The following is a 12,157-nucleotide window of genomic DNA, read 5'->3' on the forward strand; positions in this document are numbered from 1 at the left end:
GTTTCGAAGGGAGACGATCCCAAGCCAACAGGCTCGTATCGCACCCCACCAGACTAAGAACTGCCCCACCGCGCCAGAACCTGCATTTGCACCTCATCGATTAGTGCATTTGCACCTACCGCTGCCCCTTGGCGCCGCGTTCGCCGGAAAATAGCCCGCGCTCCCGCGCCCAGACAATCGCCTCGCTGCGACTGTGTACATCGAGCTTGGAATACACCGTCGCTACATGATTGCGCACGGTATTGGGTGCCAGCTTCAACCGGGCGGCGATCTCCTTGTCGGCCAACCCCTCGCAGATCAGCCCCAGCACGTCGCGCTCACGCGCCGTCAGATCAGTGAACGACACGCTCGGCAGTTGCGGCGAGTTGACCTTCTTCACATTCGCCAGTTTTTCGATCAGCGTCCGGCTGAACCACGAAGCATCCTTCATCACCTCTTCGATCGCCGCCACCAGTTCCAGCTCGGTGCGCTTGCGTTCGGTGATGTCCATCAGCACCAGCAGATAGCACGGCGTGTCCTGAATGTTCACGGTGTCAGCCGACACCGCGCACTCCAGCAGCTCTGCATCCTTCCTGCGCACGCGGACGTCGACCCGATCAATCCGACCGCTTTTGGCCAGGGCGTTCAGCAGCCGGGCCCGCGCACCGTCGTCGTCGATGAAATGCAGCTGGGTCACGGTTTTGCCCACCACCTCGTCGCTGTCGTAGGCGAGGGTGTCGAGGAACGCCTGATTGACATCGATCACCTGCTGCTCGTCAGCACTGCAGATCAGAATCGGCACCGGGGTCAGGCGAAACGCCTTGGCGAAGCGTTCCTCACTCTGACGCAGCGCCACTTCCGCCTTGTGCCGCAGCTCCATGTCGACGAAGGAAAACAGCATGCAATCCTCATCATTGAGCACCAACGGTTGCCCGGCGACGATCACTTGCTTGCTGCCGCCATCGGGCAGACGCAGTTGAGCCTGCATCTGTGGAATGGTCGCCACATCGCGCAGACGCTGGATCGCCAGATCCTTTTTCTCAGCCTGATCGAAGACATCGATTTCATAGGCCGAAGTACCGATTACCTGATCGCGGGTGTAACCGGTCATCTCCAGAAACCCCGGATTAACCTTGATGTAACGCAAGTCGCTGAGGCGGCAGATCACCGCCGGCGCCGGGTTGGCATTGAAGGTCTTTTCGAAACGCTGCTCGGCATTGGCCCAATCGGTGACATCGCTCATGATCAGCACCAGCGACTCCGGCTGCCCTTCGCGGTCGGTCAGTACCATGCTGCGCACACTGTGCACCCAGACGCGTTCCGGGTCATCCATGGCAGACATTTCGACCAACAGGTCGCTGAATACCTCACAGCGTGCGACGCGGCTGATCGGATAGTTCTCGGGTGGCAACAGGTGGTTGTTGCGATAACGCAGCGTGAAACGCTTGGCATACTCATCGGCATTAGTGCCCAGCTCGCCGATCCGGCTGACACCGTGCATGGCCAGTGCTGCCTCGTTGGCCCAGAGGATGCTCTGATCGAGTTCCAGCAGAATCACCCCGTCGGACAGCCCGGCGATGATCTGCTGCAACTGGCGACGATTGGTTTCAGTGGTCAGGACTTCCTGGCTCATTGGATCTCCACAGGGAATGCGCGTGTGAAGATTACGACCGCAGGCGTTCGTGATCGTGCCGAGCACTTCAACAACACCATTGCACAGGATTCGCGACTTAAGGGATTGTCGACTAACGTTAATCCCTCATCGGATTGAGCCCCTGCCAGCTACACCGGGCTCTTGATCAAGGAGAGACTGATGACGTCGCGTCGCAACATCGAACAGACTTATCGCACCTGGTCCAGCCCGATTCTGCTGGAGCTGAAAAAGCGCGAACACCAGATGGCGCCGGTCGAGCGTCAGGCACTGGAGAATGTGTTGGTCGAACGACGGTTGCTGGATGTGGGCAACCCCAACGGCTCCGATAGACGTCAGGGCACTGCCGGCAAAAATGACCGGCCCGGCTGATCACTTTACTCAACTGAACAAAAACCTGTGGGAGCTGGCTTGCCAGCGATGACGGACTTTCAGTTGATCCAGTGTCGACTGGTCCACCGTTATCGCTGGCAAGCCAGCTCCCACAGGTCATGCCGCATTTTCAGGCGGCGCGCTGCCCCGCCGCTACCATCGCCGATGCCGCCAACATCGCCCGCAACAACACCGCGCACCCGGCCGCCAGATCATCCGGCGCGGCATTCTCGATTTCGTTGTGGCTGATGCCGCCTTCGCACGGCACGAAGATCATCCCGGCCGGGCCGAGTTCGGCGAGGAAAATCGCGTCGTGGCCGGCGCCGCTGACGATGTCCATGTGTGACAAGCCCAGGCCTTTCGCCGCGCTGCGCACGGCTTCGACGCAGCCCTTTTCGAAGTACAGCGGCGGGAAGTCGGCGGTCGGGGTCAGTTCATAGGTCAGGCCGTGTTCTTCGCAGGTGGCGTCGATGACCTGCTTCACTTCGGCAATCATCGAATCGAGGCGCTCTGGCTGCAGATGGCGGAAGTCGAGGGTCATGCGCACTTCGCCGGGGATGACGTTGCGCGAACCGGGGTAGGCTTGCAGGCAACCGACGGTGCCGCAGGCGTGGGGTTGGTGGCCGAGGGCGGCGCGGTTGACTGCACCGACAATCACCGAGGCGCCGACCAGGGCGTCCTTGCGCAGGTGCATCGGCGTTGGCCCGGCGTGCGCTTCGACGCCGCGCAGTTTCAGATCAAACCACTTCTGCCCGAGGGCGCCGAGTACCACGCCGATGGTTTTCTGCTCATCTTCGAGGATGGGGCCTTGCTCGATGTGTGCTTCAAAATAGGCGCCAACCTTGTGCCCGCTGACTTTGCGTGACCCGGCGTAACCAATGGCGTTGAGCGCTTCGCCGACGGTGACGCCGTCGGCATCGACCTTGGCCAGGGTTTCTTCGAGGGTGAATTTTTCGGCGAACACGCCGGAACCCATCATGCACGGCGCAAAGCGCGAGCCTTCTTCGTTGGTCCAGACCACCACTTCCAGCGGTGCTTCGGTTTCTACGCCGAGGTCATTGAGGGTGCGCAGCACTTCGACCCCGGCGAGCACGCCGAAGCAGCCGTCGAACTTGCCGCCGGTGGGCTGGGTGTCGATGTGGCTGCCGGTCATCACCGGCGGCAGGTTCGGGTTACGCCCCGGACGACGAGCGAAGATATTGCCGACTTCATCCACCGTGACGCTGCATCCGGCGTCCTTGCACCACTGCACGAACAGGTCACGGGCCTGGCGATCAAGGTCAGTCAGGGCCAGGCGACAGACCCCGCCCTTGACTGTGGCGCCGAGCTTGGCCAGTTCCATGAGCGAGGCCCAGAGGCGGTCGCGGTTGATGTGCTGATGGGTGGATTGCAGAACGTCTACGGCTGCGTTCATGTTGATCTCCTCAGGCAGTTTCTTAGGGTATTTCTTTGGTGTTTTCCAGGCCGCCATCGCTGGCAAGCCAGCTCCCACAGGTTTTGAGTGAACTCATGGTTTGTGTACGACTTGATCTTTGTGGGAGCTGGCTTGCCAGCGATGAGGCCCTCCCTCACACCGGTGATTTCACGACCGAAGGCTGCGCCCGCATCACGCACAACCCGTAATAAATCACCCCGCCCAGCGCCGAACCGGTAAACCAGCCATAACTGTAAAACCAGCTGAATGCATCGCTACCCAGCGACAGCAGGGTCAGCACCACCGGCACGCCAAACGCAGTAAACCCGGCCCAGTTCCACGCCGGATACACGTCGTCCCGGTACAACCCGGCCAGGTCCAGTTGCTGCTTCTTGATCAGGAAATAGTCCACCACCATGATCCCGGCGATTGGTCCGAGCAGGCTCGAATAGCCGAGCAGCCAGTTGGAATACACGGTTTCCAGGCTGACATCGGAAACGATCAGACCGAGCTTTTTCAGCAGCTCGTGGGCCATCAACGCCAGCCCGACGAAGCCGGTGAGCAACACCGCTTTGGTACGGTTGATCACCTTGGGCGCGATGTTCTGGAAGTCGTTGGTTGGCGAAACAATGTTCGCCGCCGTATTGGTCGACAGCGTGGCGATGATGATCAGCGCCATGGCCACCGCTACCCACAGCGGGCTCTGGATATGGCCGATCAGGCTGACCGGATCCGATACCGTGACACCGACCAGCTTCACCGACGCGGCGGTCATCACCACCCCCAGCGAAGCGAACAGGAACATGGTCAGCGGCAGGCCGAAAATCTGCCCGAGGATCTGGTCTTTCTGGCTTTTGGCGTAACGGCTGAAGTCGGGAATGTTCAGCGACAACGTGGCCCAGAAGCCGACCATCGCCGTCAGCCCCGCAGCGAAGTAACTGACCACGCTCGCGCCTTCCGGGCGTTTCGGTGGAATCGCCAGCAGCTCGCTCATCGACACATTGGGCATGGCCCACACCAGCAGGCCGATGCCGACCGCCACCAGCAACGGCGCGGACAGGGTTTCCAGCCATTTGATCGACTCGGCGCCACGGATCACCACCCACAGGTTCAGCGACCAGAAAATCATGAAGCCGATCACCTCCCCCGTGCCGCCGAGGGATTTCCAGCCCTCGAATACCGAGCCGAGAAACAGGTGAATCGCCAGCCCGCCAAACATCGTTTGGATCCCGAACCAGCCGCACGCCACCAGCGCACGAATCAGGCACGGCACGTTGGAGCCGAGAATGCCGAACGACGAACGCAGTAACACCGGAAAGGGAATGCCGTATTTGGTGCCGGGAAAGGCGTTGAGCGTGAGTGGAATCAGGACGATCACGTTGGCGAACAGAATCGCCAGCAGCGCTTCACCAACGGTCAGGCCAAAGTAAGCGGTGAGCACACCGCCGAGGGTGTAGGTCGGCACGCAGATCGACATGCCGACCCACAGCGCGGTGATGTGCCATTTGTTCCAGGTCCGCTCGCGCACCTTGGTCGGTGCCATATCGTGGTTGTAACGGGGACTGTCGAGGACGTCGCTGCCGGCTTCGAGTTCGAACAAGCCGTCGCGCTCGGTCACTTGCGATCTGTTCTGTTGCATGGCCGCTCCACTGTTCTTCTGATTATTTTTTTGCTCATCAGGCGGCTGCACACCAGGGTGCGAGCCGGACGATGGCCGGAGGAACTGACAACTTTCTTGCACCGGCCATGGTGTCAGCGGCGGCATCAATAAACGTGCCGGGTACTCCGTCCGACGCTCAGGCGGTACTACAAACGCATTGCAACTTTCTGATAATTCACGCTTTTAATTATTCACCGGAGGAGTCCGCGAAAACCTGTCTGCACGCTCAGGCTAAACGTTTGCCAAGTTGTCCGAACTGTCAGGACTCAATCTGGTGCACTGCACTTTTTTTCATTACAGGCGATTAACCGCAGCTCAACTTCAAGCAGCTGATTTCACATAGGAAATCTTGCTCATATTTCCATCCTGTCAAGTGCGTCAAAATGGTGAACAGCCTCACCATTTTGGTGATTTATGTTTTTTATCGTTATTTTTCAATGATTTAAAACAGCAATAAGCTTATAAAAAATAATCTTGATCAATTGCAGAACTGCGGCTAGCTTCTATTCCTGACAGCGCTGACAGGAATACGCCGATCAGCGCTGTACATCAATAAAACATTGAGAACCGGCACAAGTCGGTCATGCCTGCGAGGAACTCGGAATGTCTCTGTTGATCCGTGGCGCCACCGTTGTTACCCATGATGAAAGTTATCGCGCCGACGTCTATTGCGCCGACGGCGTGATCAACGCCATTGGTCAAAACCTGGATATTCCCGCCGGTGCCGAAGTGCTCGACGGCAGCGGCCAATACCTGATGCCCGGCGGCATCGATCCACACACCCACATGCAATTGCCCTTCATGGGCACCGTGGCCAGTGAAGACTTTTACAGCGGCACTGCCGCAGGTCTGGCTGGCGGTACCACGTCGATCATCGACTTCGTGATTCCCAATCCGCAGCAGTCGTTGATGGAAGCGTTTCATCAGTGGCGTGGCTGGGCCGAGAAGTCGGCATCGGACTACGGCTTCCACGTCGCGATCACCTGGTGGAGCGAGCAGGTGCGCGAGGAAATGGCCGAGTTGGTCAGCCACCACGGGGTCAACAGCTTCAAGCATTTCATGGCCTACAAGAACGCGATCATGGCCGCCGACGACACGCTGGTGGCGAGTTTCGAGCGCTGCCTGGAACTCGGCGCCGTGCCAACCGTGCATGCGGAAAACGGCGAACTGGTTTATCACCTGCAACGCAAGTTGATGGCCCAGGGCATTACCGGGCCGGAAGCGCATCCACTGTCGCGGCCCTCGCAGGTGGAAGGCGAAGCGGCGAGCCGGGCGATTCGCATTGCCGAGACCATCGGCACGCCGTTGTACCTGGTGCACGTGTCGACCAAGGAAGCGCTGGACGAAATCACTTACGCCCGCAGCAAGGGCCAACCGGTGTACGGCGAAGTGCTGGCCGGGCATCTGCTGCTCGACGACAGCGTCTACCAGCACCCGGACTGGCAGACCGCCGCCGGTTATGTGATGAGCCCGCCGTTCCGCCCGCGCGGGCATCAGGAGGCCCTTTGGCATGGCCTGCAGAGCGGTAATCTGCACACCACCGCCACCGACCACTGCTGCTTCTGCGCCGAGCAAAAAGCCGCCGGGCGCGACGACTTCAGCAAGATCCCCAACGGCACCGCCGGCATCGAAGACCGCATGGCGGTGTTGTGGGATGAAGGGGTCAACAGCGGCCGTTTGTCGATGCAGGATTTCGTCGCCCTTACCTCCACCAATACCGCAAAAATCTTCAACCTCTATCCGCGCAAAGGCGCGATTCGCGTCGGCGCCGATGCCGACCTGGTGCTGTGGGACCCGCAAGGCACCCGCACCATTTCCGCCAAGACCCACCATCAGCAGGTGGACTTCAACATTTTCGAAGGCAAGACCGTGCGCGGCGTGCCGAGCCATACCGTCAGCCAGGGCAAAGTGGTCTGGGCCGACGGCGATCTGCGCGCCGAGCGCGGCGCCGGGCGGTACATCGAACGACCGGCGTATCCGGCGGTGTTTGATTTGCTGAGCAAGCGGGCTGAGATGCATAAGCCGACGGCTGTGAAACGCTGAAATCCAGGCCTTCGGCCTTCGCGAGCAAGCTCGCTCCCACAGGGTGTACACATTCCAAATGTGGGAGCGAGCTTGCTCGCGAAGAGGCCCGTCCAGACAACACAAAAACCACTGCCCGACAGAGGCAGAGAACCTCAATAACCGTGAGGCAAAAAACCGTGATCGAGACCCTGAACCATCTCCCGCACCCGCACGAAAGTGCGGCCGCCCTCGCCGGCCATTTCACTGATCTGGCGCCTCCGCTCAATGCCCGGCAGGCACACCTGGAAGCGTCGCGCTGCCTGTATTGCTATGACGCGCCTTGCGTCAACGCGTGCCCGAGCGAGATCGATATTCCGTCGTTCATCCGCAACATCCATCAGGACAACGTGCCCGGTGCGGCGCAGAAAATCCTTTCGGCGAACATCCTCGGCGGCAGTTGCGCCCGGGTCTGCCCGACGGAAATCCTCTGTCAGCAAGCCTGCGTGCGCAACAACGCTCAGGAATGTGCGCCGGTGCTGATCGGCCTGCTGCAGCGCTATGCCGTGGACAACGCGAATTTCACCGAGCACCCGTTCCAGCGTGCGGCGAGCACCGGCAAGCGCATCGCCGTGGTCGGCGCCGGGCCAGCGGGTTTGTCCTGTGCCCACCGCAGTGCCATGCACGGCCACGACGTGGTGATTTTCGAAGCACGGGAAAAGGCAGGCGGCCTCAATGAATACGGGATCGCCAAGTACAAACTGGTCGACGACTACGCGCAGAAGGAGCTGGATTTCCTCCTGCAGATCGGCGGTATCGAAATCCGTCACGGACAGAAACTCGGCGAGAACCTGACCCTCAGCGAGCTGCATCAGCAGTTCGACGCGGTGTTCCTCGGCCTCGGCCTGAATGCCAGCAAACAGCTCGGCCTGGCCCACGAAGACGCGCCCGGCCTGCTCGCCGCCACTGACTACATCCGCGAACTGCGCCAGGCCGACGACCTGACGCAACTGCCACTGGCCGAACGCTGCATCGTCCTCGGCGCCGGCAACACCGCCATCGACATGGCCGTGCAAATGGCCCGCCTCGGAGCGCGTGACGTGAATCTGGTGTATCGCCGGGGTGCGTCGGACATGGGCGCGACCGGTCATGAACAGGACATTGCCAAGGCCAATCAGGTACGCCTGCTGACATGGGCGCAACCGGAAGAAGTGCTGCTCGATGCGCAAGGCAAGGTGCGCGGCATGCGTTTTGCCCGAACCGATCTGGTCGACGGTCGTCTGCAAACCACGGGCGAAACTTTCGAACTGGCCGCCGACGCGATCTTCAAAGCCATCGGCCAGGCCTTCGACAGCAGCGCCCTCACCGACCCGCTGGCCCGTGAGCTCAAGCGTCAGGGCGAACGGATTCAGGTCGACGACAACCTGCGCACCAGCATCCCCGGCGTGTATGCCGGCGGCGACTGCATCAGTCTCGATCAAGACCTCACCGTGCAAGCCGTACAGCACGGCAAACGCGCCGCCGAGGCGATCAACGCGCAACTGATGCTCAACGTGGAGGCTGCGTAAATGGCCGATCTCTCGATTGTCTTCGCCGGTATCAAAGCCCCCAACCCGTTCTGGCTGGCCTCCGCGCCACCGACCGACAAGGCCTACAACGTGGTCCGCGCCTTCGAGGCCGGCTGGGGCGGTGTGGTCTGGAAAACCCTGGGTGAAGACCCGGCGGCGGTCAACGTCTCGTCGCGCTACTCGGCGCACTACGGCAACAACCGCGAGGTGCTGGGGATCAACAACATCGAACTGATCACCGACCGCTCGCTGGAAATCAACCTGCGTGAAATCACCCAGGTGAAGAAGGACTGGCCGGATCGTGCGCTGATCGTCTCGCTGATGGTGCCGTGCGTGGAGGAGTCGTGGAAACACATCCTGCCACTGGTGGAGGCCACCGGCGCTGACGGCATCGAGCTGAATTTCGGTTGCCCGCACGGCATGCCCGAACGCGGCATGGGCGCGGCGGTGGGTCAGGTGCCGGAATACGTCGAGCAGGTCACTCGCTGGTGCAAGACCTATTGCTCGTTGCCGGTGATCGTCAAGCTGACGCCGAACATCACCGACATCCGCGTCGCCGCCCGCGCGGCCCATCGCGGTGGCGCCGATGCGGTGTCGCTGATCAACACCATCAACTCGATCACCAGCGTCGACCTGGAACACATGGTCGCCCTGCCCACCGTCGGCAGCAAAAGCACCCACGGCGGTTACTGCGGCTCGGCGGTCAAACCGATCGCGCTGAACATGGTCGCCGAGATCGCCCGTGATCCGCAGACTCAAGGCCTGCCGATCTGCGGCATTGGCGGCATCGGCAGCTGGCGTGACGCGGCGGAGTTCATGGCGCTGGGCAGCGGCGTGGTGCAGGTGTGCACGGCGGCGATGCTGCATGGCTTCCGGATTGTCGAGGAGATGAAGGACGGGCTGTCGCGCTGGATGGACAGCCAAGGCTACGCCAACATCGCCGAGTTTTCCGGGCGTGCGGTGGGCAATACCACTGACTGGAAGTACCTGGACATCAACTATCAGGTCATTGCCAGGATTGATCAGGACGCGTGCATCGGTTGCGGGCGTTGCCACATTGCTTGCGAGGACACGTCACACCAGGCGATCAGCAGCCTGAAGCAGGCCGACGGCACGCATAAATATGAAGTGATCGATGAGGAGTGTGTCGGCTGCAACCTGTGCCAGATCACCTGCCCGGTGGCGGACTGCATCGAGATGGTGCCGATGGAGACCGGCAAGCCGTTTCTGGACTGGAATCATGATCCGCGCAATCCGTACCATGTCTCACCCTAGGCCAGGTAGCGTCTGAACAGACGCCTTCGCGAGCAAGCTCGCTCCCACAGGGTTCTCTGGTGTTCATGACACTTGAGGACAACCCGAAAACCTGTGGGAGCGGGCTTGCCCGCGAAGGGGTCGGCAGTCACAACACAAGGTTCAAGGTTCTAATCCGATCCCCCGCAAAATCACACTGGTCACCGTCTGCACCGCCCGCTCGAACTGCATGTCCGACAACGGCTGGTGCTCGTTCAGAATATTCACCTGATGATCGAAGTCGGCGTAGTGCTGGGTCGAGGCCCAGATCATGTACAGCAGGCTCGACGGCTCCACCGGCAGAATCCGCTGGTCCTCCACCCACTGGCGGATCTTCGCTTCCTTCATCTTTGCCCAGTCGTACAGGCTGACGTCCAGCGCCTCGCCCAGGGTCGGCGCACCGTGGATAATCTCGTTGGCCCAGACTTTCGAACCATAAGGCCGGCTGCGCGAGTGGTTCATTTTGGCGCGGATGTAGCTGCTGAGCACCACCCGTGGATCGTCGAACATCTCAAAGCACAGCGCGTCCTGTTTCCACACCTCCAGCAGGTCGAACAGCACCGCGCTGTACAGTTCGCTCTTGGTGGAAAAGTAGTAATGCAGGTTGGAGCGCGGCAGTTGCACTTCGGCGGCGATATCGGCCATGGCGGTGCCGCCGAAGCCTTTTTCGGCGAAGACTTTTTCCGCCGCCAGCAGGATTTTCTCGACGTTACTGCGACGAATCTCGATCTTGTGATTGCCCATGAGGGCTCCCTGACAACGACGTTGTTGAAGACTAGCATCCGCTCTGGCCTCGGGGCGACCGCTGCAAACAAAACTTCGTACGAAGGTCGGCGCATGGCTAAACTGGCGTTTCTTTGTCCTGCCTCAGAGGTACCCGCGATGCTGTTCAAGAACGTCCTGACCACCACTGCCCTGCTCGCTTCGCTGTGCGCCGCATCCTCCGTTTTTGCCCACGCCCACTTGAAAAGCCAGACCCCGGCCGCCGACAGCACCGTCGCCGCGCCGGCCGATCTGCGCCTGACCTTTTCCGAAGGCGTCGAGGCCAGCTTCACCAAAGTCAGCCTGACCCACGACGGCGCCCCGGTCGCCATCAAACCTTTGAGTACCGAAGGCGACAAGAAAACCCTGATCGTCACCCCCGCCGCGCCACTCAGTGCCGGTGAATACAAAGTCGAATGGCATGCGGTGTCGGTCGACACGCACAAGAGCGAAGGCGCCTATCAGTTCAAGGTCGGCCAGTAATTCATGAGTGAAGCGCTGGTGCTGTGCCGCTTCGTGCATTTCAGCGCGGTATTGATGCTGTTCGGCGCCTGGCTGTTTCGGCCACGGCTGCTCAAGGCGCCAGTGCCGACACTGGATCGGCATCTGGCGCGACTGGCGCGCTGGCTGACGGCAATTGCGCTGGTCAGCGGTGTCACCTGGGCGCTGCTCATCACCGCGAGCATGGCCGGTTCGGCGGCGGCCGCGTTCGATCCGGACACGATTGGCCTGGTGCTGGGCAATACGTTTTTCGGTCAGGTCTGGCGTTGGCATCTGCTGATCAACGCGCTGTTGCTGGCGTTGCTGTTTACGCCGTGGCGATCGAGCCTGCCGCTGCGCCTGGGCTTGAGCGCGCTGCTCCTGGCGACCCTGGCGCCGGTCGGTCACGGCGCGATGCTCGACGGTCTGAATGGGCAACTGCTGATCCTCAACCAGATCGTTCACCTGACCTGCGTCGCCGCATGGCTCGGCGGGCTATTGCTGCTGGTATTGATCCTGCGTCAACCCGGCGAAACGATGAGCCAGATCCTGCAACGCTTCAGCGGTGTCGGTTACGCCATTGTTGGCGGGCTGCTGATTACCGGCCTGATCAATGTGCGCGTGCTGACCGGGCAATGGTGGCCGACGCCGCTGTTCAGTGGCTTTGCCCTGATCCTGCTGATCAAGGCGTTGCTGGTGCTGGGCATGCTTGCACTGGCGCTGTTCAACCGCTTGCGGATCGAGGATTGTGAACAGCGGATGGGCGCGCTCAAGCGCAGTGTCCTGCTGGAGTGGTTGTTGGGAATGGGTGCGGTGGCGGCGGTCTCCCTGCTCGGTACCCTGCCGCCGATGATTGCAGTCTGAAGCCCCCCCCTGTGGGAGCTGGCTTGCCAGCGATGGCGGTGTGTCAGGAACAGATATTTTCGGATGTGCCGACGTCATCGCTGGCAAGCCAGCTCCCACAGGGTTTCGTGTTG

Annotated in this window: 10 protein-coding genes; 6 read left to right on the forward strand and 4 right to left on the reverse strand. The window is 60.9% G+C overall.

The window, feature by feature from the left end:
- Positions 1 to 115 precede the first annotated feature (115 nt).
- The gene (locus L6D63_RS07555) at positions 116 to 1,612 is read right to left on the reverse strand and encodes a helix-turn-helix transcriptional regulator (protein WP_041073285.1); all 1,497 of its coding nucleotides are present in this window, start codon (positions 1,610 to 1,612) and stop codon (positions 116 to 118) included.
- Between the two features lie 180 nt (positions 1,613 to 1,792).
- On the opposite strand from L6D63_RS07555, the gene L6D63_RS07560 reads away from it, so the two are divergent.
- Positions 1,793 to 2,002, forward strand: coding sequence for a hypothetical protein (locus L6D63_RS07560; RefSeq protein WP_095668944.1), 210 nt, complete (start codon positions 1,793 to 1,795; stop codon positions 2,000 to 2,002).
- A 130-nt stretch (positions 2,003 to 2,132) separates the two neighbouring features.
- On the opposite strand, the gene L6D63_RS07565 is transcribed toward L6D63_RS07560, so the two are convergent.
- Positions 2,133 to 3,416 carry a Zn-dependent hydrolase gene (locus tag L6D63_RS07565; protein ID WP_047293625.1) on the reverse strand — a complete coding sequence of 428 codons (1,284 nt, stop codon included), beginning with the start codon at positions 3,414 to 3,416 and terminating at the stop codon, positions 2,133 to 2,135.
- A gap of 154 nt (positions 3,417 to 3,570) precedes the next feature.
- Positions 3,571 to 5,055: an NCS1 family nucleobase:cation symporter-1 gene (locus L6D63_RS07570; protein WP_047293623.1), complete on the reverse strand. Its 1,485-nt coding sequence runs from the start codon at positions 5,053 to 5,055 to the stop codon at positions 3,571 to 3,573.
- A gap of 624 nt (positions 5,056 to 5,679) precedes the next feature.
- Here L6D63_RS07570 and hydA point away from each other — a divergent pair.
- The 3 genes from hydA (at position 5,680) to preA (ending at position 9,920) form a co-directional block, all read left to right on the forward strand.
- Positions 5,680 to 7,119: a dihydropyrimidinase gene (gene hydA, locus L6D63_RS07575; RefSeq protein WP_047293622.1), complete on the forward strand. Its 1,440-nt coding sequence runs from the start codon at positions 5,680 to 5,682 to the stop codon at positions 7,117 to 7,119.
- 158 nt (positions 7,120 to 7,277) lie between these two features.
- Positions 7,278 to 8,645 (forward strand): NAD(P)-dependent oxidoreductase, encoded by a 1,368-nt coding sequence (locus L6D63_RS07580; protein WP_131671324.1) that lies wholly within the window; start codon positions 7,278 to 7,280, stop codon positions 8,643 to 8,645.
- Entirely contained in the window at positions 8,646 to 9,920 is a 1,275-nt protein-coding gene (gene preA, locus L6D63_RS07585) for an NAD-dependent dihydropyrimidine dehydrogenase subunit PreA (RefSeq protein WP_131671323.1), read from the forward strand.
- A gap of 141 nt (positions 9,921 to 10,061) precedes the next feature.
- On the opposite strand, the gene L6D63_RS07590 is transcribed toward preA, so the two are convergent.
- Positions 10,062 to 10,682: a TetR/AcrR family transcriptional regulator gene (locus tag L6D63_RS07590; RefSeq protein ID WP_064587091.1), complete on the reverse strand. Its 621-nt coding sequence runs from the start codon at positions 10,680 to 10,682 to the stop codon at positions 10,062 to 10,064.
- A 138-nt stretch (positions 10,683 to 10,820) separates the two neighbouring features.
- Here L6D63_RS07590 and copC point away from each other — a divergent pair, with 138 nt between their 5' ends.
- Both copC and copD read left to right on the forward strand, forming a co-directional pair.
- The gene (gene copC / locus L6D63_RS07595) at positions 10,821 to 11,183 is read left to right on the forward strand and encodes a copper homeostasis periplasmic binding protein CopC (protein WP_131671322.1); all 363 of its coding nucleotides are present in this window, start codon (positions 10,821 to 10,823) and stop codon (positions 11,181 to 11,183) included.
- A gap of 3 nt (positions 11,184 to 11,186) precedes the next feature.
- On the forward strand, positions 11,187 to 12,044 hold the full coding sequence (gene copD, locus L6D63_RS07600; protein WP_131671321.1) for a copper homeostasis membrane protein CopD: 858 nt from the start codon (positions 11,187 to 11,189) through the stop codon (positions 12,042 to 12,044).
- The last annotated feature ends 113 nt before the right edge of the window (positions 12,045 to 12,157 follow it).

This window comes from Pseudomonas parakoreensis (assembly GCF_021602155.1).
Taxonomy (GTDB): Bacteria; Pseudomonadota; Gammaproteobacteria; order Pseudomonadales; family Pseudomonadaceae; genus Aquipseudomonas; species Aquipseudomonas parakoreensis.